General features: G+C 64.6%; 20 protein-coding genes. 8 read left to right on the top strand and 12 right to left on the bottom strand.

What is annotated here, in order from left to right:
- Positions 1-94 precede the first annotated feature (94 nt).
- Positions 95-1,033 (top strand): TIGR03619 family F420-dependent LLM class oxidoreductase, encoded by a 939-nt coding sequence (locus CSQ99_RS11885; protein ID WP_099039252.1) that lies wholly within the window; start codon positions 95-97, stop codon positions 1,031-1,033.
- Positions 1,034-1,087: 54 nt separating this feature from the next.
- Here CSQ99_RS11885 and CSQ99_RS11880 read toward each other — a convergent pair whose 3' ends face one another.
- Positions 1,088-2,662, bottom strand: a complete 1,575-nt coding sequence (locus CSQ99_RS11880) for a PTS transporter subunit EIIC (protein ID WP_099039251.1) — start codon at positions 2,660-2,662, stop codon at positions 1,088-1,090.
- 132 nt (positions 2,663-2,794) lie between these two features.
- Here CSQ99_RS11880 and CSQ99_RS11875 point away from each other — a divergent pair, with 132 nt between their 5' ends.
- From CSQ99_RS11875 to nagA, 3 genes are read left to right on the top strand one after another with little or no spacing between them, the layout of a single operon-like run.
- A complete protein-coding gene (locus tag CSQ99_RS11875) occupies positions 2,795-3,265 on the top strand; it encodes a PTS sugar transporter subunit IIA (RefSeq protein WP_099039250.1) in 471 nt (156 codons plus the stop codon).
- A gap of 13 nt (positions 3,266-3,278) precedes the next feature.
- Positions 3,279-4,064, top strand: coding sequence for a glucosamine-6-phosphate deaminase (gene nagB, locus CSQ99_RS11870; RefSeq protein WP_099039249.1), 786 nt, complete (start codon positions 3,279-3,281; stop codon positions 4,062-4,064).
- Positions 4,065-5,210 carry an N-acetylglucosamine-6-phosphate deacetylase gene (gene nagA, locus CSQ99_RS11865; protein ID WP_099039248.1) on the top strand — a complete coding sequence of 382 codons (1,146 nt, stop codon included), beginning with the start codon at positions 4,065-4,067 and terminating at the stop codon, positions 5,208-5,210.
- A gap of 24 nt (positions 5,211-5,234) precedes the next feature.
- Here the strand turns inward: nagA and CSQ99_RS11860 are convergent, their stop codons facing one another.
- From CSQ99_RS11860 to CSQ99_RS11825, 8 genes are read right to left on the bottom strand one after another with little or no spacing between them, the layout of a single operon-like run.
- Entirely contained in the window at positions 5,235-5,837 is a 603-nt protein-coding gene (locus CSQ99_RS11860) for a TetR/AcrR family transcriptional regulator (protein ID WP_099039247.1), read from the bottom strand.
- A 10-nt stretch (positions 5,838-5,847) separates the two neighbouring features.
- Positions 5,848-7,014, bottom strand: coding sequence for a lipid-transfer protein (locus CSQ99_RS11855; RefSeq protein WP_099039246.1), 1,167 nt, complete (start codon positions 7,012-7,014; stop codon positions 5,848-5,850).
- Positions 7,011-7,484 carry a MaoC family dehydratase gene (locus CSQ99_RS11850; protein ID WP_099039245.1) on the bottom strand — a complete coding sequence of 158 codons (474 nt, stop codon included), beginning with the start codon at positions 7,482-7,484 and terminating at the stop codon, positions 7,011-7,013. The genes CSQ99_RS11855 and CSQ99_RS11850 overlap by 4 nt, the downstream gene beginning before the upstream one ends.
- A gap of 12 nt (positions 7,485-7,496) precedes the next feature.
- Positions 7,497-8,600 (bottom strand): acyl-CoA dehydrogenase family protein, encoded by a 1,104-nt coding sequence (locus tag CSQ99_RS11845; protein ID WP_099039244.1) that lies wholly within the window; start codon positions 8,598-8,600, stop codon positions 7,497-7,499.
- 15 nt (positions 8,601-8,615) lie between these two features.
- Positions 8,616-9,026: a Zn-ribbon domain-containing OB-fold protein gene (locus CSQ99_RS11840; protein ID WP_099039243.1), complete on the bottom strand. Its 411-nt coding sequence runs from the start codon at positions 9,024-9,026 to the stop codon at positions 8,616-8,618.
- Entirely contained in the window at positions 9,026-9,622 is a 597-nt protein-coding gene (locus CSQ99_RS11835; RefSeq protein ID WP_099039242.1) for an FAS1-like dehydratase domain-containing protein, read from the bottom strand. Before CSQ99_RS11835 ends, CSQ99_RS11840 begins: the two co-directional genes overlap by 1 nt.
- Positions 9,619-10,818, bottom strand: a complete 1,200-nt coding sequence (locus CSQ99_RS11830) for an acyl-CoA dehydrogenase family protein (protein WP_099039241.1) — start codon at positions 10,816-10,818, stop codon at positions 9,619-9,621. The genes CSQ99_RS11835 and CSQ99_RS11830 overlap by 4 nt, the downstream gene beginning before the upstream one ends.
- 3 nt (positions 10,819-10,821) lie before the next feature.
- A complete protein-coding gene (locus CSQ99_RS11825; protein WP_176560991.1) occupies positions 10,822-11,985 on the bottom strand; it encodes a cytochrome P450 in 1,164 nt (387 codons plus the stop codon).
- 210 nt (positions 11,986-12,195) lie between these two features.
- Between CSQ99_RS11825 and CSQ99_RS11820 the strand changes: the two genes are divergently transcribed.
- The gene (locus tag CSQ99_RS11820) at positions 12,196-13,659 is read left to right on the top strand and encodes an aldehyde dehydrogenase family protein (protein ID WP_099039239.1); all 1,464 of its coding nucleotides are present in this window, start codon (positions 12,196-12,198) and stop codon (positions 13,657-13,659) included.
- Positions 13,659-16,022, top strand: coding sequence for a CaiB/BaiF CoA transferase family protein (locus CSQ99_RS11815; protein ID WP_425437815.1), 2,364 nt, complete (start codon positions 13,659-13,661; stop codon positions 16,020-16,022). Before CSQ99_RS11820 ends, CSQ99_RS11815 begins: the two co-directional genes overlap by 1 nt.
- A gap of 3 nt (positions 16,023-16,025) precedes the next feature.
- Here the strand turns inward: CSQ99_RS11815 and CSQ99_RS11810 are convergent, their stop codons facing one another.
- From CSQ99_RS11810 to CSQ99_RS30955, 3 genes are read right to left on the bottom strand one after another with little or no spacing between them, the layout of a single operon-like run.
- Positions 16,026-17,504, bottom strand: coding sequence for a flavin-containing monooxygenase (locus tag CSQ99_RS11810; protein ID WP_099039237.1), 1,479 nt, complete (start codon positions 17,502-17,504; stop codon positions 16,026-16,028).
- The gene (locus CSQ99_RS31680) at positions 17,501-17,632 is read right to left on the bottom strand and encodes a hypothetical protein (RefSeq protein WP_281258467.1); all 132 of its coding nucleotides are present in this window, start codon (positions 17,630-17,632) and stop codon (positions 17,501-17,503) included. Before CSQ99_RS31680 ends, CSQ99_RS11810 begins: the two co-directional genes overlap by 4 nt.
- A gap of 3 nt (positions 17,633-17,635) precedes the next feature.
- A complete protein-coding gene (locus tag CSQ99_RS30955) occupies positions 17,636-20,014 on the bottom strand; it encodes a hypothetical protein (protein WP_176560985.1) in 2,379 nt (792 codons plus the stop codon).
- Positions 20,015-20,159: 145 nt separating this feature from the next.
- On the opposite strand from CSQ99_RS30955, the gene CSQ99_RS11795 reads away from it, so the two are divergent.
- On the top strand, positions 20,160-20,606 hold the full coding sequence (locus CSQ99_RS11795) for an SRPBCC family protein (RefSeq protein WP_099039235.1): 447 nt from the start codon (positions 20,160-20,162) through the stop codon (positions 20,604-20,606).
- Positions 20,590-21,129: a TetR/AcrR family transcriptional regulator gene (locus tag CSQ99_RS11790; RefSeq protein WP_099039234.1), complete on the top strand. Its 540-nt coding sequence runs from the start codon at positions 20,590-20,592 to the stop codon at positions 21,127-21,129. The genes CSQ99_RS11795 and CSQ99_RS11790 overlap by 17 nt, the downstream gene beginning before the upstream one ends.
- The last annotated feature ends 4 nt before the right edge of the window (positions 21,130-21,133 follow it).

Raw genomic sequence — 21,133 nt, 5'->3', positions numbered from 1 at the left:
CCGGAAGGCGTTGACACGGGTGGCAGTGTTGGACCGTTGGATCCACCATGGCCCACCGGGGCGGGCGAAGCGACGGGAAGAAACCGGAGAGACGATGACGACGCGTAAGCCCCAACTCTCGCTGTACCTGGCGACATTCACCGACGCTCCGCAGCACGACTGGCGTGCGACGCTGGATTTGGCACGCTCGATGGATGCGGCGGGAGTGGACCGGCTGGTGGTTTCCGATCACCTTGTGTTCGGCGAGAACCTCGACGCGTACTCCGATCCTTCGATCGGTGGACAGGCGGGTGGTCGGCAGCCGACGGGGCCCGACGGCGCATGGCTTGAACCGCTGACGGTCCTGACCGCTATCGCGGCGACGACCAGCCGCATCAGGCTGGGCACCGCGATACTCCTGGCGGCGCTGCGACGTCCTGCGGTCCTGGCCAAGCAGCTCGCCACACTGGATGTCTTGTCGGAGGGCCGGGTCGACCTCGGGGTCGGAGTCGGTTGGCAGCGTGAAGAGTACGAGGCCGTCGGGCTGTCCTTCGAGGACCGCGGGCGACTGCTAAATCACACGCTCGAGGTCTGCCAGACCTTGTGGAGACAGCAGCGGGCGTCCTATCAATCCGTCGAGCTGACGTTCGACGGCATCCACCAGATGCCCAAGCCGGTGCAGCCAGGCGGTGTTCCGCTGTGGATCAGCGGCACCGTCAACAATGCGGTGGCGCGCAGGATCGCGCACTTCGGAAGCGGCTGGATCCCTTGGGGCCCGGCATATGCGGATCTCCCCGGCGCGATCGGGGCGATGAAGGACAAAGTGCGCGAGTTCGGCGGCGATCCCACGGATCTGCAGGTGCAGGGCGTCTCACGCGTGGCGAAGGCCGACGATGGGTCCATCGACTATGGGGCGTCGGTAGCCGGTGTTCCCGCGCTCGTCGCAGCCGGTGTCACCGATGTCCGGTACCCGGCATCGCTGACCGTTGACCAAGATCGGGCGGTCGAGATTCTGTCGCCGCTCGTGGAGGCGTTTCGCGGTGTGACGCAGTAGGCGATCTGTGAGACTTCACAGTGCGCTCACCGCACGGAAACGCACACAAATCGCTTAGAGGATCTCGTTGATGTCGTTCTTGAGTGCCTCGGCGTCGGTGCCGAACACCGCCTGAACGCTGTTGCCGACCTCTATAACGCCCGCGGCGCCGAGGCTCTTCAGCCGGGCCTGGTCCACCTTGTCCTTATCGGATACGTCCACCCGCAATCGGGTGATGCAGGCATCGACGTTCACAAGATTCTCCCGACCGCCGAACGCGGCGATGATCTGCTCTGCCTTGCCGTCCGCACGGGTGGGTGCGGTGAGCGTCGCCGTCGCACCGTCGGCGGATACCGCCGTCGCCGAATCGGTGCCCTCGCCGAGGTTGGCCTGCTCCTCGGCCTCGAACTCGCTCTCGGGCTCCCGTCCGGGTGTGCGCAGATTCCACTTCGTGATTGCGAACCGGAACAACACGTAATAGACGACGAAGAAGACGACGCCCATACCGATCAGCAGCGGAATGTTCTTCGCTGCCGGCGCGGTGCCATACAGCAGCAGATCGATGAGTCCGGCCGAGAACGAGAATCCCAGGTGTATGTCGAGCAGGTAGGCGATCGCCAGCGACAGCCCGGTCAGCACCGCGTGAATGATGTACAGCGGGAATGCCACGAACATGAACGCGAACTCGAGCGGCTCCGTCACGCCGGTCAGGAACGCGGTCAGCGCCGCGGCGGCCAGAATGCCGACCGCGAGCTTGCGTTGCTTCTTGTTCGCCACGTGGATCATCGCCAGCGCGGCGGCGGGCAGCCCGAACATCAGGATGGGGTAGAAGCCCGAGGTGAGGATGCCCGCCGTCGGATCACCGGCGGCGAACCGGGTCAGTTCGCCGGTGACGGCCTCACCGCCGGGCGGCTGATAGTCGCCGTAGAGGAACCAGATGTAGGAGTTCGGGATGTGGTGCAGGCCGAACGGGATCAGCATGCGGTTGGCGAAGCCATACACAAATGCGCCCAGCGCACCTGCACCGCCGATGAACTCGCCGAGGCTGGTCAGGCCCGCGTCGAAGATCGGATAGAAGTAGCTCATCGCGAAGGCGATGAACAGGCTGGCCAGCGAGACCACGATCGGAACGAATCGCCTGCCTCCGAAGAAACCGAGGTAGGACGGCAACTGGATGGTGTGATAGCGGTCGAACAGCCACGCCGTCACCAGGCCGATCACGATGCCTGCGAACACGCTGTAGTTGATCTGGGCCTGCTCGCCCGCCTTGTCCAGCTCGCCGGCCAGCACGATCGGCGACATGGTCTTGAAGACCGCCTCCATCACCAGGTAGCCGACGACAGCCGACAGTGCGGTGGAACCGTCGGCCTTCCTGGCGAAACCGATCGCCACGCCCACGGCGAACAGCAGCGGCAGGTTGCTGAACAGCGCGTCGCCCGCCGCGCTCATCGCCTTGAAGAAATCGCCGATGACAGGGGTCTCGATCCGGCCAAGCAGGTCGGGCTGGCCGAGCCTGAGCAGGATGCCGGCTGCGGGCAGTACCGCGATCGGCAGCATGAGGCTCTTACCCAGCCGCTGCAACTGCGCGAATCCGGGGAAGCGCAGACCCGACTTCTTCTGTGTACCTGCAGGTTTCGTTGTGCCACTCATATGCGGTGACCTCCTCGCCGTAGCCGACCGAGCCGTCAAAGCTCAGCGGAAGCTTAGAGGAATCGCCGAAGTCCGGGCCCTCTTTCCGGCACGCTCGTATTGTTGGTGCGCACGAGTAGAAGGAGTCTCGACGTGGGTACGACTCAGGTCTTCGCGCCGGTCGGCGGTCGCGCAGTTCCGCTGTCAGACGTTCCCGATCCGGTGTTCTCGGCGGGGATGGTGGGCCACGGCGCCGCTGTCGACCCTCCACACGAGGTAATCGAGGCGGTAGCCCCGGTCAGCGGCAAGCTGTTGAAACTGATGCCGCACGCCTTCATCGTCATGACGCCGGAGAACGTCGGCGTGCTGGTCCACCTCGGGCTGGACACCGTCCAGTTAAAGGGGGACGGCTTCACCACGCATCTGAGCCAGGGCGACGACGTCACCGCGGGCCAGGTGGTCATCACCTATGACGTCGCGTCGGTCGTGGCCAAGGGCCTCAACCCCATCGTTCCGGTGGTCGTGATGGACGAACGCGAAGCGGAAAACATCGTCCCGTCCGAGGCGGTCCTGGAGGGTGCGCAGATTCTTTCCGGGACAGACCTTTTCATCGCGAACAAGTAGCGCGAACAAGTAGATGGAAGTCATCATCCTGCCGGACGCCGAGCATATCGGTGTCGTCGGTGCCGACGCGATAGCCGCCCTGCTTGTCCGAAATCCGGCCGCGGTGGTCGGCCTGGCCACCGGGTCGTCGCCGCTGGCGATCTACGACGAACTGGCGCGCCGCTGCGTCCGCGACCAGCTGTCATTCCGTCAAGCGCGAGGCTTCACCCTCGACGAGTACGTCGGACTGCCCGCCGACCACCCGCAGCGGTACCGCAACGTGATCGACGAGGTATTCGTCTCGAAGGTCGACTTCGCACCCGGTGCCGTCCAGGGGCCCGACGGGCTCGCCGTCGACATCCCGGCCGCGTGCGCAGAGTACGAGGCCGCGATCCGTGACGCGGGTGGCGTCGATCTGCAGATTCTCGGTATCGGCACCGACGGGCACATCGCGTTCAACGAACCCGGTTCCTCACTGGGTTCTCGAACCAGGATCAAGACACTGACCAGGCAGACCAGGATGGACAATGCCCGCTTCTTCGGCGGTGACGTCGACGCGGTGCCGACACATTGCCTGACGCAGGGGCTGGCGACCATCTTGGAGGCCAGGCACCTGGTCCTGGTGGCGACGGGTCGGCAAAAGGCCGAAGCCGTGCACCAACTGGTCGAGGGTCCGGTCAGCGCGCTGTGGCCGGCGACCGTTCTGCAGCTTCATCCGCACGTCACGGTGCTGCTCGACGAGGCGGCGGCGCGACGCCTGCAGCTGGTGGACTACTACCGTGAGACCTACCGCTCGAAACCGGAATGGCAGGGCATCTGAGTGTTACTCACTGCCGAGACCCTGCTGACCGGCCGAGAGTTGTTGCGGCCCGGATGGATTGATGTCTCGAACGGTCTCGTTGATGGGGTCGGTGCCGGTGCAGGGCCTCGACCGGCAGACCGAACTCTCGGCGCGGTGACGGTGGTGCCCGGTTTCGTCGACACACACGTCCATGGTGGGGGAGGGACGAACTTCTCCGCAGCGGTGCGCTCCGATACGGCGACGGCCGTCGACTTCCACCGCAGGCACGGCACCACCACGCTGGTCGCGTCGTTGGTCACTGCGGCCCCTGATGAGTTGCTGCGTCAGGTAACCGGATTGGCCGGTGACGTCCGTGAAGGCCTGATCGACGGGATCCACCTCGAGGGCCCGTGGCTGTCCACGGTGCGGTGCGGTGCGCACCAGCCCACCCTGATGCGGGACCCTGACCCCGCCGAGATCGACCGGGTGCTGGCGGCCGGTGCGGGGACCGTCCGGATGATCACCATCGCGCCGGAACGTCAAGGCGCGCTTGCGGCGATCGAGCGGATCGTCGACGCGGGTGCGGTGGCCGCCGTGGGCCACACCGAGGCGTCGTACGAACAGACGCGCGCGGCGATCGCGGCGGGCGCGACGGCGGGCACCCACCTGTTCAACGCGATGCGCCCGATCAACACCCGCGACCCTGGCCCGGTGATCGCGCTTCTGGAAGACCCCCGCGTCACGGTCGAACTGATCACCGACGGCGTGCACGTTGACCCGGCGCTCTACCGTCACGTTTCGCGCAGTGCGGGACCAGACCGGGTGTCCTTGATCACCGACGCGATCTCCGCCGCCGGAATGAGCGACGGCACATATCATCTCGGTCCGCTTGCGGTGGATGTCGTGGACGGGGTGGCGCACGTCGCCGGAACGCAGACCATCGCGGGTAGCACCGCGACCATGGACCACCAGTTCAGATTCGCCGTGAAGCACAGTGGGCTTGACCGCGACGAGGCGCTGATCGCCGCGGTGCGTCAGGCGTCGATCAACCCGGCCCGCGCGCTCGGTCTTCCGGCCACTGGACTCGCTGCCGGCGGCAGCGCCGATCTGGTGGTCCTCGACGCCGACCTGGCGGTGACCGGGGTATTGCGCCAGGGATCGTGGGTGGTCACCCCGAACAAGTAGCCGCCGCTAGATCCCGCCGTGTTCTCACACCCGGCGAATCGCAGGCCGTGGTGCGAAGCCCCGTACAACATGCGATCGGATGAACTCTGCGACGACTTCGTCGTCGTCCATGTTCAACACCGACGATGGAGTGCTGAACAACGAGAAGAGCATCCGTGCGTACCACTCGCCCGCGGCCGCACCGTCCAGATCCTTGCGCACCTCACCGGTGAGTTTCGCCGCGGCGAGGTACGGCGCGAGAAACTCGGTGCACTCACGTAGGAGGACTGCCGCGTTCTTTGTCAGCAGCAGGCTGACCTCATCGACGTCGAAGTAGTCCTCTGGCTCGATGAACCGCCGCGCATTTGTGACGAAAACGGCTGCGAGAACAAGCTGTTCCTCGAGTGTCGCGCCCTTTCGCATCGCCTTGGCCATCTCGCGGTAGAACTTCTGGGAGGCACCCTCCGCGCAGGCTTCGACGATGGCGGCCTTGTCGCGGAAGTATTCATAGACGGTGCTTCGCGAGACATCGGCCGCCCGCGCTATGTCGACGACTGTCGTCTTGTCCAGACCGTGCCGACGGAAGCAATCGAAGGCGGACTCGATGATGAGTTCGCGCGTGTCGGTCGCTGTAGTCTCGGTGGTCACGGCAGTTCCATCAATCGGCCGGTGACAGTATCAGCGCGCTCGTGGGCACGCCCGTTCCCGACGTCACCAAGACGTTCTGAACGTCTTCGACTTGGTTGTAGGAGGTTCCGCGCACCTGCCGGACACCCTCGGTGATTCCGTTCATTCCGTGGATGTATGCCTCGCCGAGCAGCCCGCCGTTGGTGTTGATCGGCAGTTCGCCGCCGAGGGAGAGCCGCTCGACAGTGGCGAAGTCCTTCGCCTCGCCGCGGGGGCAGAAGCCCAGTTCCTCGAGTTGGGCGAACACGAAGGGTGTGAAGTGGTCGTAGAGGAACGCCGTCTGAATGTCGGCAGGTTTGAGACCTGAGTCGTGCCAGAGTTTTTCGGCGACCACGCCCATCTCGGGTAGACCGGTGATGTCGTTTCGGTAGTAGCTGGTCATCATTTCGCCATCCGCCGCGGCGCCCTGCACTGCTGCGGTGATCACCGCAGGCGGGCGCGGGAGGTCACGTGCCCGCTCGGCGGTGGTGACGACCAATGCGACACCACCGTCGCTCTCTTGGCAGCAATCGAGCAGCCGCAGAACGGGTTCGATGACCCACCGGGAATTCTGGTGATCTTCCAGCGTGATCGGTCGTTCGTAGAACCACGCGTCGGGATTGCGCGCCGCGTGGGCCCTGTCGACGACGGAGATCCTGCCGAAGTCCTCGTTGGTGACCCCGTACGTCGACATGTAGCGTTGGGCATGCAGGGCCACCCACGCCGCGGGAGTCAACAATCCGAACGGTGCGTAATTCGCCATGAACAACGGTGTCTCGGCCGTCGGGCGCGAGGTCGCGCCTCCGAAGCGGAAGCCGGACCGTTCGTTGAATGCGCGATAACACACCACTGCGTTGGCCGTGCCCGTCGCCACCGCCATCGCGGCCTGCACGACGGTGCCTGCCGCCGCACCGCCACCATGGTGCACGCGGTTGAAAAAGGTCAGATCACCGATGCCGACGTTACGGGCGATATCGATTTCGTCGCTCGAATCCATCGTGAACGTGACCATGCCGTCGACATCACCGGGTTGCAGGCCGGCGTCATCGATCGCGGCTTTGACTGCTTCACAGGCGAGTTGGAGTTCGCTGCGACCGGATTCCTTCGAGAACTCGGTCTGTCCGATGCCGACTATTGCCGCCCTGCCGCTCAAGCTCACGTTTCCACCCTCTTTTCGAGCAAGCTGATCGTCGCTGTTCCGGACACGTGGTCACCAAGGCTGTTCGAACCCTTGAACGCGATGTCGACCAGGCCCTCGCCGTCGGCACCAGCCGACGTGCCGGTGACGGCGCCGGTGAAGCGGAGCGGATCGTTGGGGAAGGAGGGCACGCCAAGGCGGATGGAGAGCTTCTTCACCATCGCCTCGGGTCCCGCCCAGTCGGTGACGAACTTCGTGCACAACCCATTGGTGGTCAGGATGTTCATGAACATGTTCGGCGACCCCTGCTGCTTCGCGAACTCGGGGTCGTGGTGCACCGGCATGAAGTCGCGCGACGCGATCGCACCCGCCACGATCACGGTAGCCGTGACCGGGACCTCCATCGCAGTGACCTCGTCGCCGGCGTTGATGTCGCGCCAGTCCAGGGTGGTGCGAGATAGCCGAGAATGCTGGGATTTTGGCGTGGCCATGGATCTCCTTCGTCAGTACGCAGCGCCGAGGCGCGCCAGCTGGTGGGTGGCCGAACCGAGCGTGAGCTCGGTGTGTTTGGCCCACAGGAAGTAGCGGAACAGCGGATACGTGGTGTCGATGCCGATTCCGCCGTGGACCTGCTGGGCGGTCGCCGCGACCCGTGCGCCTGCTTCTGCCGCCCAGAACTTCGCGATGCCCGCCTCGCGGGCTGCCTGCCGGCCCTGCCCGAGGAGCCAGGCGGCGTGCCACGTTGTCCAGCGGATCGCCTCGACGTCGATGAACGCGTCGGCCATGCGTTGCTGTACAGCCTGGAAACTCCCGATCGGTCGCCCGAACTGCTCGCGTTCGGTGGTGTATGCCGCCGCCATCCGCAATGCCCGCTCCGCGACGCCGAGCTGAATGGCGCATAACCCGACCAGCCCACGGGTGTACATCGACTCCACCGTGTCGCGGCCGTCACCGCGAATTCGGTTCTCATCGGAAACGGTTGCACCATCGAGGAATACATCACCGTGGGGCTCGCCGTTAGTTGTGTCGGTGGACCGAATCTCGACACCGTCGGCATTCGTGTCGAGCAGGAAGACGCCGACGTCGCCGTCGTTGATCGTGGCAGGGATCAGCATCGTATCCGCGAGCTGAGCAGCGGGCACCAGCTCCTTGGCTCCATCCAGCCGCCAGGCATCGCCGTCGCGCCGCGCCGTCGTTATCGGCGCAGTCGGATCGGAGCGCCCCGGCTCGGCCAACCCGGCAGTCAGTAAGCGCTCGCCGGTGACGACGTCGGGCAGGAACCGCCTGCATTGGCCGTCGTCGCCGTACCGCGCGATGGTATCGGCGCCGAGCAGCAGGGTGGCGTAGAGCGGCACGGGCGCCACGCTTGCGCCCACCTCTGCGAGCAGCATCGCTAGTTCGAGGAAGCCGTGGCCGGTGCCGCCGACGTTCTCGGGCAACGCAATTCCCAGCAGGTCTGCTTTGGCGAGCTCGCTCCACAGCTTCGCGTCGTGGCGAATGTAGCCGGCCTCGAGCTCCGTAAGTCGCTCGGGAGTGGTTCGGCGCTCGAACAGTTCACGAGCGACTTTCGCGATCGTTTCCTGCTCTTCGGAGAACGTGAAATCCATGTGACTACGACCCGTCTACCGTGCCGGACGGAACTGGTGCAGGACGAGTTCTCCGCCGTCGAGGGTGTCGAATGTCTGATAGAACACTTCAACCGGCATACCGACTTCGACGTCGTCGGGGGCGATCTCGCACAGGTTCGACACCAGCCGCACACCGTCGTCGAGCTCGACGAGCACGACGATGTACGGGTACTCCATCAGCGGCATCGGTGGATGTTGCGGCATCACGTAGCTGTAGACGGTGCCCCGGCCGGAGGATTCGAGGGTGTTCCATTCAAGTGAGTTGCATCGCGGGCACATCGGGCGAGCGGGTTGACGCAACTCCTGGCAGCCTTTGCACCGCTGGATCAGCAGCTTGTGATCGCGGACGCCGTTCCAGAAGAACTCGTTGTCGGGGCTGATTGCGGGTGCGAGTCGTGTCGCCATCAGGCGCCGGCCGTTCCGGCGGGGGTCCCGGCCTTGAATCGGAAGACCCGGAATCTCTGACGGCCCAGTACTTCACCATCCTGGTCGGTGTAGGTGGACAACCAGGTGATGAAATGCCCCGTGCCGAGGGCGGTCTTCTTCTCGTCGGAGATGTCTTCGAAGACCTGTGTCACCGAGATGACGTCGCCGAGACGGGGATAGCGTTCGATTTCGAACTCCGAGTTGGTCGCGACGATGCCTTTGAATCCGGCTTCTTCGATGAAGGCCGCGGGGTTGTGGCCCATCTCCATCGGAACGCCGCCGCGTTCGGCGATGCCCTCGATCTTGGGCGCGGGCATCGTCCACGTCTGCAGCATGACAGGCGGTGACACTATGCCGCCGAACCTCGAGTTGTCCGCGAACTCAGCGTCGAGATAGGCGGGGTTCATGTCGTCGAGTGCATGCGCCCAGTGCCGGATCATCGGCTGGTTCACCGGATCCGGCGCGACTGTGGGCTTTCCGGAACCGCCGGTCGGCTGGCCGATGAGGGCATCGAGTTTCTGACGGAACTCGCCGTCTGTCGTTGTCGCTTCTTCGCGCAAGCGCTCGTCAGTCACTTCGCATCCCCGTTCTGGTTGGCCCGAAGGTCACGTGGTGCCCGCGGCATGAAAAGCCCAGCCATCGCGATGATGTCGCGTTGAAGCTCGTTGGCGCCGCCACCGAAGGTGTTGATCACCGCAATCCGGTACGCCGATTCGAGTGCGCCCCGCAGAGGCGCATCCCCGCCCTTGCGGGTCCCGTTGCGGTCGACGATCTCGAGCAGTTCCCTGGCCACTTGTTGGGTCAGCTCCGTGCCGAACACCTTGACCGCCGACGCCTCGCCCATGCCGAGTACGCCGATTGACATCGCGGCGTTCACGCGCAGGTTCATGATTTTGTAGGCGGCGACCTGGGCCTCGACGCGGGCCAGCGCCAGCCGTACCCACGGCTGGTCGACGACGCGCCCGCCGTCGACTTCGGTGGTCTGGGCCCAGTGCAGCGTTTTCTCGAACAACGGCTCGAGCGCACCCATGTTCCCCAGCGCGGCGCGCTCGAAGTTGAGCTGCGTGGTGATCAGTCGCCACCCCTCGTTCTCGCCGGCGACGATCGAATCGGCGGGTACCCGGACGTCGTCATAGAACGTGTAGAAGGTGGACACTCCCGGCATGGTGTGCAGCGGCTTGCAGGAGAATCCTGGCGACGATGTCGGCACGATGAAGATCGAGATGCCCTTGTGTTTCTTGACACTGGGGTCTGTGCGCGCCGCGAGCCAGATGTAGTCGGCGTATGCGGCGCCGCTGGTGAACATCTTCTGACCGTTGATGACGAAGTCATCGCCGTCGCGCACGGCAGTGGTGCGCAGTGACGCGAGGTCACTGCCGGCGGACGGCTCGGAATAGCCGATGGCGAACTCTACGGTGCCGTCCAGGATCGACGGAAGGAATCTCTGCTTCTGTTCGTCGGTGCCGCAGGACGCCAGCGTGGGGCCCACGGTATTCAGCGTCACCAGCGGGATGGGTGCGCTGACCCGCTGCGCCTCTTCAAAGAAGATGAACTGCTCGAGCGCGGTAAAGCCGCGACCGCCATATTCTTTGGGCCAGCCGACACCCAGCAGGTTCGCGGCGCCGAGCGCCCGCACGCAATCCTTGACCGCGGTGCCGCCCTCCATTCGACCCGCCACCGCCGCGACGCGCTCGGGTGTCATCACCGCCTCGAGCGACGCGCGGATTTCGGAGCGCAGTTGCTTCTGTTCGGGTGTGAAGTCCAGATGCACGTCTCAGCGCCCCGTTCCGAGCCGCACGGGCATGCGTTTGACGCCGGGAACCATGGTCGCCCTCATTCGATCAACGTCACCGACCAGCTCGAGCTCCGGATAACTGCCGAGCAGCACTTCGAAGAAGACCCGTGCTTCGAGCCGCGCCAGTTGAGCCCCGACGCACGAGTGCTCTCCACAGCCAAAGGCAATGTGTGGGTTAGGATTACGGACGATATTGAACTCCTCTGCGTCGGCCCCGAAGATCTCCTCGTCGCGGTTGGCCGAGCCGTAGAGCATCACGACGGTGTCGCCTGCGCGGATATGCTGCCCGCGGATCTCGACGTCGACCGTCGCGGTCCGCGCCATGTGGGTCACCGGGCTGCACCAGCGCAACATTTCCTCCACCGCGCCGGGAATCAGCGCCGGATCCTTGACGAGCTGCGCGCAGATGTCCGGATGCTCGATGAGCGCCAACGTGCCAAGTGCGATCAGGTTGCGGGTCGTTTCGTTGCCGGCCACGAGCAAGAGGAATGCGAAGTTCAGCAGGTCGTCATCGGTCAACCGCACCCCGTCGACCTCGGCCGTGGTCAGCACCGACAGCATGTCGTTCTGCGGTTCGGTCCGTCTGGCGGCGATCAGCTGCTGGAAGTACTCGAATAGCTCCCCGATCGCGACCATCGAGTCGAGCTCGATCTCGGGATCGGCGTTTCCGGTGCATGCGTCTGACCACCGGCGAAACCTCTCCCAGTCGTCGGGCGGAGCGCCGAGCAGTTCGGCGATCATCCGGGTCGGCAACGGTGCCGCAAGAGTCTCGGCGAACTCCACGGTGGAATCGGCGCGGATGTCGGCGAGGACGCCGTAGACGATCTGGCGCACCTTGGGTTCGAGGATCGCGACGTGCCGTCGGGTGAACCCCGTGTTGATCAGCTTGCGAAGCTGCCTGTGTCGCGGAGGATCGGTGAAGATGAGGTTCCCCTCCTGTACCGGGTTGGGAATCCCGGGGTCGGGGATGGTGATGCCCTTGGTCGACGAGAACTTTTCCGGGTTCGTGGACACATACCTGATGTCCTCGTACTTCAGCAGCGCCCAGAATTTGGTGACGTCGTTCCAGCTGACCGGATCTGTTGCGCGCAGTTCCTTGTAGGCCGGGTAGGGGTCGCCGATGAAGAAGTCCGGTGAGTGCAGAGGGACTTCGGTACGCAAGGCGGCCTCCCTCGGTGTGATCAGACAGATCGATACAATATGTCCGATTCTCCATAGGTCTACCTTGACGACGCTGTAGCTGTCAATGCCGATGATCTGTTGAAATTCAACCGAGTTGGACCTCGATGATTGACGGGCGTGTCCGACAGGTGTACACCAAGTGTTGACCCACTGACCCAGTGAGGAAACAATATGGCCGACGCGCGTCCACTCCTCGATTCATATGCGCTATACGTCGACGGCCGGTGGGTCGAGCCCGAAAGCGGTCGCTACGACGACATCTCGCCGGCGACGGAGGCGGTGATCGCCGAGGCCCCGGACGCCGGCATCGCCGACGTTGACGCCGCGATCTCAGCTGCGCGACGAGCGTTTGACTCCGGGCCGTGGGCCAACGCTTCGACCGAGGAACGGGCGCGATGCCTCAATCAGTTGGGCAATGCGCTCATGGAGCGTGCAGACGAGTTCTTCGCGCTGTCGCAGGCGGAGTGGGGCTGTACAGCCAACGAGCGCATGATCCAGATCGACGGTCCAGCCTTCATGGCGATGAACACGGCCGAACTCGCACTGCAACTCGACGACACGCCGATCAGTCCGTTCGGGGCGGCCGGAACGACCCTGCTTCGTCACGAACCCGAGGGTGTCGTGTCGATCCTGACACCGTGGAACTTCCCGCACAGCCTCAACGTGATGAAGGTCAGCCGGGCGTTGGCCGCCGGTAACACCGTCGTGCTCAAGCCATCACCCCTCACACCGCTCGCCGGCCTCGCGCTCGCACGAATCATCGATGAACACACCGATATTCCGCCCGGGGTGGTCAACGTCGTCACCCCGAGTGGGATCGAGGCGAGCAAGCTACTGACGACCGACCCCCGCGTCGATATGGTCAGTTTCACTGGGAGTTCCGTCGTCGGCCGTGAGGTGATGGCCGCCGCGAGCGGCACCATGAAGCGAATTCTGCTCGAGTGCGGCGGCAAGTCGGCGGGGATCTTCCTCGACGATGCCGAGGTGACAGACGAACTGCTGGAACGGTTCTTTTTCGACGGCTGCTCGCTTCACGCCGGGCAGGCGTGCATCCTGCAGAGCCGCCTCTTGCTGCCGGACACACTCCACGACGAGGTCGTCGACAGGTTGGTCGAGTTGGCCCGGAGCGTAAAGGTCGGTGACCCAACGGATCCCGACGTGCAGATGGGCCCCCTCATCAGTCGTACTCAACTGGAGAGGGTGCAGGCGCATGTGGGTGCCGCGGTCGAAAGGGGCGCAACTCTCGTCGCCGGTGGCCGACGCCCGTCCGGTCTCGACAAGGGATTCTACTTCGAGCCGACAATCCTGACCGGTGTCACCCCGGACTCGGTGATCGCCCAGGAAGAGGTGTTCGGGCCGGTGTTGACGGTTCTGCGCTACCGCGATGACGACGACGCGGTCGCGATCGCCAACAATTCGCAGTACGGACTCTCCGGTGCGGTGTGGGGCGGCGACGTGGAGCGCGCCGTCGCAGTCGCACGCCGCGTCCGCACCGGGCAGATCGCCGTAAACGGCTGCATTCCAGGCGATGCGCCGTTCGGTGGCTTCAAACAGAGCGGACTGGGCCGCGAAGGTGGCGGACTACCAGGCCTCTACAGCTATATGGAACAGAAGGCCATCGGAATTCCGGCGTGATGGCGGTGCTGGAGGGGCTGCGCGTCGTCGAGATCGCCGGGGATATCGCGGGACCGTACTGCACGAAACTACTCGTCGATCTCGGCGCCGAGGTCGCGAAGATCGAGCCGCCGGCCGGAGACTCTATGCGGCTCTGGGGACCGTTCCCCGCAGGGATGCCCGACCTGAACAAGTCGGGACTCTTCGAGTATCTGAATGCCGGAAAGCGTGGATTCACAGTCGATCTCGACAGCGATACGTCTCCGGCTTTGGCGTTGATCTCACAGGCACACCTGCTGGTGGACGGACTGCGTCCGGGAACGCTCGATCGGGTAGGCCTCGGCAAGGATGCGCTGGCGGCACTCAACCCCGACCTGGTGGTTGTCCGCATCTCCGATTTTGGGCAGAACGGACCGATGCGTGACCGCGATGCCACGCCCTTGACCGTGCAGGCGGCTTCGGGCTGGGTCAACAGCAGAGATCCGGATCGGCCGCCGGTACAGGCCGGCGGACGGATATCCGAGTACGTCGCCGGCGGATACGGCGCCCTCGCTGCCCTCACCGCATTGAGATCCTCACCTGGCCCGTTCATCGAGGTGGATGTGTCGGTACTCGAGTCGCTGTTGTCGACACTCCCGTATCCCATGTTGCTGGCCGAGAAGATGCGCAGCCTCGGGATGTCGGCGAACACACGCTCGGCACCGATGATGGGCATTGTCCGCGCTGCGGATGGCTGGGTGGGAATCAACTGTCTGACAGGACAACACTGGCTGGACGCGTGCGCGATGCTCGGGTTACCCGAATACGGCGAACAGCAGATCGAGATCATGCTCGGAGGACCCGAGCGTGCCGAGTTCTACGAGAAGGCGCAACCGTGGCTCTCGGAGCACACAGTCGGAGAAATAGTCGAACTGAGCCAAGCGATGCGCATTCCCGCATCGCCAGTCAACGATGGCGCCACGGTCCTGGACTGCACTCAATACCTCGAGCGGCAATTCTTCGTCGCTGCCGGCGGTGCGGACTGGTCATTCCGTAGGCCCGGGGCTCCGTTCCGGCTGTCGAAGTCCCCGGCGCTGTCCCCCCGGCCCGCACCTCGTATGGGTTCTCGACCGTCCGGCGCGCCGAGTTCATCGGCGTTCACTCGCGTAGAAACGGAACTATCCAAGCCCTTTGCAGACATCAAAGTGCTTGATCTGACCACGTTCTGGGCAGGCGCCTATCTGACGTGTTACCTCGGCGCGTACGGCGCCGAGATCGTGAAGGTGGAATCCATCCAGCGGCCCGACGGGTTCCGCTATTCGGGTGCTTGGGCGCACGAGGGTGATCGTTGGTACGAGCGCGGCGGACTCTGGCAGGCCACCAATCTCAACAAGCGCGACATCACCCTCGATCTTGCGTCCGAGCAAGGTCGCGACCTCGTCCGCCGGCTGGTTCGGCAAGCCGACGTCGTCGTGGAGAACTTCTCGCCGCGGGTGATCGAACACTTCGGGCTCGATTACGAGTCGCTGGTCGAACTGAAGCGGGATGTGATCCTCGTGCGGATGCCCGGATTCGGCCTGCATGGGCCGTGGCGCGAATACGTCGGATGGGCACTCAATTTCGAGCAGACATCGGGCATGGCAGCTGTCACGGGATACGCAGACGGTCCGCCCTGCACCCTGCAGGGGCCCGCCGACCCGATCGTCGGGGTGCACGCGGGCGTCGCGCTGCTGGCCGCGCTCGAGCACCGCCGCCGCACCGGAGAGGGACAGCTCGTCGAGATCGCGCAGATCGAGGTGGCGGCGTGCGTGACAGCCGAACCTGTCATCGAGTACACGATGAACGGGATCGTTCAGACGCGCAACGGCAACCGGCACCGCGGCCTCGTGCAGGGTGTCTACCCGACCGCCGTCGATGACGACTGGGTGGCGTTGTCGGTGCGCGATGACTCCGACTGGGAGCAGTTGGCCGCGGCGATGGGTCGGCCCGACCTCATCGCCGATGCCCGCTTCGATTCGGCGGACAGGCGGGAACACTCACATGACGGCTTCGACGACGTCGTTACGGACTGGACGCGAACACGCACCGCTACCCAGATCGTCGAGGATCTCAGCGCACGACATGTGCCGGCAGAGAGGGTGATGACAGCGGATCGGATGTACGACATCGCACAACTAGACGAACGTCACTACTACGAAGAGTTCGAGAACCCGGTGACTGGTCGGCATCGTTATCCAGGCTGGCCGTTCACGATGACGCCCGGACCGGCGCGTCATCACCGGTTCGCATCACCGACACTCGGGCAGCACAACGACGAGATTCTGCGTGGTCTGGGTCTATCGGATGAGGAGATCGAGAACCTGCGAACACGACGGGTGATCGGTGAGACAGCGCTCAACACATAACGCCTACCTTGGCGCCACCTGCGACCAGTAGCGAAATTCCCGCTCGGTCAACTCGTTCGACGTGATCGCACCGAAGGCAGCGGCGTCGCGCATAAACCGCGCCTGCGCTTCGGGCAGTGCGTCGGGGCCCTCGAGCCGGAAACAACTCGGCGCCAGCGGACCGAACAGCAGTGCCCTACGCAGGTCCGGCCAGTTATCCAAGTGCGGTTCCACCCTCGCGGCGCGGGCAAAGGTCAGCGCCGCCAGATTCATCCGCGTCTTCTGCGACGTTCCGCGCCGCGTGCGGTAGTCGGCGATCGCGCTTCTTTGTTCGGCTTTGCCCGGCGGGGGTATCGCGCCGCCCCAGGTGTATGCGATCCAGCGGGCCTGAAGTTCCAGCGGCACAAAGTATCCGCCGGACTGATCCCACATGCCGACGATCGCCAAACCCGGTAGGTCTGGATGGAACGTGTAGCGGTCCGCGTCCAGATGCACCGCGTCGAGGTCCAATGTCGCGCGGATGTCGTCGTCGAGAAACGGCAGATCCAGTGCGAATCCGGTGCCGAAAAGGATTCCGTCGAACTCTTCGGTATGGCCATCGGCGAAGCTCAGCTGCGTGCCGCTGACCGACGTCATCCACGGCCGCACCGTGATTCGGCCTTCGGCCACCAGCGGCAGATAGCCCTGGTTGAGCGTGACCCCTGCGGCGAACAGAGAGGGGTCCGGCGCCGGTGCGCCGTATTGTTCGGGACTTCCGTTGGCCTCCAACACGATCTCTTTAAGCTGACGTTCGATCTCAGCGGATGGGAGCGCCTCGTTCGCCACGGTTCCGTATCGCGTGAATATTCTGTGGTCGGACGGAACTCCCGCGGCGAATTTCGGAAGTACATACCGTTGGCGCCGCTGGGTCACCACCACACGCGCAGCGCCGAGTTGTGCCAGCTCGGTGGCGATGTCCAGAGCGCTGACCGCGCACCCCGCCACCAGAACACGCTTGCCGGCATAGGGTTTCGCGCCCCGGTAGTGGAACGTCGAAATGATGCCGGCTGAGCCGGTGAACGAACCGATGCCTGGCACGGCCGGTATCGCGGGGGACCTGAATCTGCCGGTGGCGACCACCACCCGGTCGAATGCCTCGTCGGTCCCGTCGCACGTCACCTGCCACCTGTCGCCGACGCGGGCGAGGTGGTCCACTCGTCCGAACCGGATCCGGGTTCGCAGACCGAACATGTCGGCGTATCGGTCCAAATAAGCGAGAACGTCGTGGTTCGACAGAAAGGCAAGATCGCCTTCGTGCTCGAGATCGCTGAACGCCGTCAGCACCCGGCTGGTGTTGGTGTACATCGCCGGCCACACTCCGCTGTGGCCACGCTGCCCGGTCCACTGCCCACCCAGCGCAGAGCCTTGCTCGAAGATCGTCGGCTCGAAACCTTGTGAACGCAGCCACCGCGCCGTGACGAGTCCGCCGGGCCCGGCACCGATCACTGCGACGGTCTGTGTCATTGCGCCGGACGCCGCGCGACGGCACCACCGGAGTCGACGATCTCGCCTTCGACTGCCTCGACGAGTTCCAGCGCAGTCTCGCGGCGGGTGAGTCTGTTGAAAACGGCTTCGGTGGAAGAGTTTTCCATGCGTTAGGGCTGCGGGTACGGCGCCCAGCGCTTGTCGAAGGCCGCCTTCCGCACTCTGAGCTGCTCGGCACGATCCTGCTGGGTGATGAAGGCGATCGTGCTGTCCTCTCGTAGCTCTTCGTGTGTCATCACCCGCTGATCGAGGATGCGCGGTTGATTCGGCGAGTTCGGGTCGAGATCCTGGAACCGGATGGCAAGCGTGCCCTGGTTCAGGCCGCTCGTCGAAATCCAGTTTGCTGCAAGCGGATCCGTCGGCGAGATCACGACAGTATAGGTGCCGGTGCCGACACCGTTCTCGTCGACGTTTTCGCGCGCCTGCTCGATGTTCAGGCTGGCCGGCTCGTCCCAATAGTTGTCGGTGGTCGTCCAGATGTTGTAGGTCGGGACGACGAAGTACTTGGCATCGCCGGGGTCGATGGTCAGCACAAGGGCCTGCCCGTCCTCGAGCTGGAAGTGCCCGTTGCTCTGCTTCTGATTGGCCAGGAACTCCGCATTGCTGGCCGGTTGGCTGACGGTGTTGACGGGGCGCGCCTCGCCGGTCTCCGGATCGGTGGTCGCCAGCGCCATGTACTTGGCCTGCTCGCCGCCCCTGACGATCAGGATCGCTGCGGTGATGACGCCGCGCAGCAGCGGCGGCTCGAACGGCAGCGGCGGAATCAGCGATACCAATGTGGTTAGCAGGGGATTTCCGGCCACGAAGTTGCCGAGGAAGGCAAACCCTCCGAGCTGGGCGAACAGACTGTTAGGCGGCCCGCCGACCCGCTCGATGGACAGGCTCATCGGAGTTTCGGAATTCCAGTCGCCCAACGTGTCGCGTGCCGCGATGATCGTGGAGCCGTTCGTCAGCTGAAGGTGATTCGGTCGTCCGTTGGCCGGTTGCCTGCTGACGGTGATGACGAAGTTCCCATTTTCGTCGACTTCGAAGTTGTCGTCGACGGTCAGCACCGTGGATGTCGTTCCTGCCAAACCTTCCAGCACACTGAAGGTGATGTTGGAAGGCCGTGCATCAAGGTTGTCCCAGTCGTGGATCTGGCCCCGGATTTCGTATTCCGACGCACCGTTGACGCCCGCGAAGCGGTAGATGGTGTCCGGGTTGTCGTAGAGGATGCGGGATCCGGGAACGTTCTGGCCGAACCAGATATGCGGTGGGGCCACCTGGGTGACGAATTTCGGTGTCATGGAGTTCAGCAACTGCTGCTGGAACGCGGCGCCCATCGCGTACTCGTTGACTGCCGCGTCGAGAGCCGCCATGTTCTCCGCGTCCACCCCATTGGGCCCGTACAGATTGTGGGCGGCCGACAGAAACTGCTGCCGCAAAACGAGTTTCATGATTGCCACCGGCAGCGAGTTCACGGTCCGGGCGGCGATTCTCTCAGCGGCCAGCTGTTCCGGCGTCGCCAGCGGACTGACCTCGGTAATTGCGACGTCCTCGGCCACCAATGCTGCGGTTGGCTTCGCGGCAGCCGAGACAAGCGGCGAAACGGTGTGCCCGAGCTCCCTGCGCACCCAACCCAGCATCGCCCATGCCATTGGAGGTTGCGGTGGTGCGACCGGGCCGCTCGCTGCCTGCGGCCCGAAACCCAACACGGACAGGACCGTGCTCACCACACCACCGATGTCGGTGGTGACGGTGGCCGCGGGGGAGGTCACTGGCGTCGTGTCTGTTTTGTCTTGCGCCACGATCGAGGCGAACGTCGTTTCGCTCGGTGTGGGCGGCGGATCGGCAGCCGCAATGCGCATCTCGTCGTCGGTTGCGGTTTCGTCGGTGTCCGTCGATGTGACCGCCGACCGTGAGGCGGAGATCGGTTGTGGTTGCGACGTGGCCATACCGCGGGTCAGGGTGTGAAGGTCGCGACCGTAGCGCGTCTTGAACGTGTGGGCTCTGTTGTTCGGCGTGGCTTCGATGTCGTCGTCGTTCGTCGACTCCTCTTCCTTCTCCGCGTCCTCGTCCTCGTCGTCCTCGTCGTCCTCGTCGTCCTCGTCGTCCTCGTCGTCCTCGTCGTCCTCGTCGTCCTCGTCGTCCTCGTCGTCCTCGTCGTCCTCGTCGTCCTCGTCGTCCTCGTCGTCCTCGTTGTCCCCGTCCTCGCCCGCGTCCTCGTTGTCCCCGTCCTCGCCCGCGTCCTCGTCGTCCGCGTCGTCCTCGTCGTCCTCGTCGGTGTTGGCGCCCTCGGTCGATGGCGTGTTGCCGGTCGAACCCGACCCCGTGCCCGAGCCACCTGCCGAGCCGGCATTCGACGTTCCCGTCGCCCCGTCCTGTGCCCACGCGATGCCCGGACTGTTGGCGATGGCGGCACCGATCCCCAGCGCGACTGCGAGTGCGCCGACCCTGCCGATGAAGCGTCCGTAACCAGTCGGCGTCGTTGCCAAGGACTTCGTAGTCAAGGAAGGACCTTCCGTAAATCCGCTGAAGGGGAGCTTCAGCCGTTGCTCGACGGTATGGCGGTCCGGCGGTTTCCGCACGCACTTTCAGTTGTTTGCGGGGGATGGAGGCTTCCCCCGAAAGATCGATTCATGTACCGTTTGGTACATGATTACCGATTGCGGCGTCGACATCGACGCACCGGCGACTGTCGTCTGGGATGTCTTCAGTGATGTCGAGCGCTGGCCCGAATGGACCGCCTCGGTCACCAGCCTGGTCGCGCTCGACGGACCCGGCATTGCGGTGGGCAAGCGTTTCGAGCTCAAACAGCCGCGGATGCCCAAGCTCGTCTGGGAGGTCACCGATGTCGAACCGGGCAGGTCATGGACCTGGGTGCAGCGCTCACCCGGTGGGCTGACCAAGGCCAGCCACGACATCGAGCCGCTGTCAGATCAGCGCGCGCGAGTCCGTCAGCAGATCGACCAGGGCGGCCCTATCGGTGCGCTCGTCGGACTGGCGATGCGATCGATGACCCGTCGATACCTGGACTTGGAGGCCGCGGGCCTGAAAGCCCGAAGCGAACATATGCACCACCTCGATGGCCCGCCCTCCTGATCTCGAGCGGCGCCAGGAACTGCTCGACGCGGTGGTCGAGGAGTTCGCTGTACGAGGGATCGGCGACCGATCGCTTCGGGATGTGGCGGCTGCGGTCGGGACGAGCCACCGGATGCTGCTGCACCATTTCGGCTCACGCAACGAACTGCTGCTGGCGATAGTCGGTGAGGTCGAGCGCCGTCAGATGTCGATGATGCGGGAACTGCCGACCGACCCGGCCGATGCGATTGCCGCGATGTGGGCCAACCTGCGCCGGCCCGAGTTGCGCCCGTTTGAGCGCCTGTTCTTCGAGTGCTACGCGCGCGGCGTGCAGGGTGAGCAGCCCTTCGCGGGGATGCTGCCCGGTGCCGTGGACACCTGGCTGGTCAACGGCACCGGGCCGGTGACGGACCCCGCGACCATGAGACTCGGCCTGGCCGTGGCTCGCGGACTGCTGCTCGACCTGGTCGCCACCGACGATCACGATGGTGTCGATGCGGCGGCGGCAGCGTTCGTCGAACTGGTTCGCCGAGCAGGCGTTTAGACGT

The sequence above is a fragment of the Mycobacterium neglectum genome (assembly GCF_002591975.1).
In the GTDB taxonomy this organism is placed as follows: Bacteria; Actinomycetota; Actinomycetes; order Mycobacteriales; family Mycobacteriaceae; genus Mycobacterium; species Mycobacterium neglectum.
Note: the sequence above shows the minus strand (reverse complement) of the source record. Positions and strands in the feature narration are given on the sequence as shown.

What these genes read in the sequence shown, in the direction of transcription:
- CSQ99_RS11885 (WP_099039252.1), top strand. Translation starts at nt 95, where the DNA reads ATGACGACGCGTAAGCCCCAACTCTCGCTGTACCTGGCGACATTCACC.
- CSQ99_RS11880 (WP_099039251.1), bottom strand. Translation starts at nt 2,662, where the DNA reads ATGAGTGGCACAACGAAACCTGCAGGTACACAGAAGAAGTCGGGTCTG.
- nagB (WP_099039249.1), top strand. Translation starts at nt 3,279, where the DNA reads ATGGAAGTCATCATCCTGCCGGACGCCGAGCATATCGGTGTCGTCGGT.
- CSQ99_RS11850 (WP_099039245.1), bottom strand. Translation starts at nt 7,484, where the DNA reads ATGGCCACGCCAAAATCCCAGCATTCTCGGCTATCTCGCACCACCCTG.
- CSQ99_RS11845 (WP_099039244.1), bottom strand. Translation starts at nt 8,600, where the DNA reads ATGGATTTCACGTTCTCCGAAGAGCAGGAAACGATCGCGAAAGTCGCT.
- CSQ99_RS11840 (WP_099039243.1), bottom strand. Translation starts at nt 9,026, where the DNA reads ATGGCGACACGACTCGCACCCGCAATCAGCCCCGACAACGAGTTCTTC.
- CSQ99_RS11820 (WP_099039239.1), top strand. Translation starts at nt 12,196, where the DNA reads ATGGCCGACGCGCGTCCACTCCTCGATTCATATGCGCTATACGTCGAC.
- CSQ99_RS11815 (WP_425437815.1), top strand. Translation starts at nt 13,659, where the DNA reads ATGGCGGTGCTGGAGGGGCTGCGCGTCGTCGAGATCGCCGGGGATATC.
- CSQ99_RS11810 (WP_099039237.1), bottom strand. Translation starts at nt 17,504, where the DNA reads ATGACACAGACCGTCGCAGTGATCGGTGCCGGGCCCGGCGGACTCGTC.
- CSQ99_RS31680 (WP_281258467.1), bottom strand. Translation starts at nt 17,632, where the DNA reads ATGGAAAACTCTTCCACCGAAGCCGTTTTCAACAGACTCACCCGCCGC.
- CSQ99_RS11795 (WP_099039235.1), top strand. Translation starts at nt 20,160, where the DNA reads ATGATTACCGATTGCGGCGTCGACATCGACGCACCGGCGACTGTCGTC.
- CSQ99_RS11790 (WP_099039234.1), top strand. Translation starts at nt 20,590, where the DNA reads ATGGCCCGCCCTCCTGATCTCGAGCGGCGCCAGGAACTGCTCGACGCG.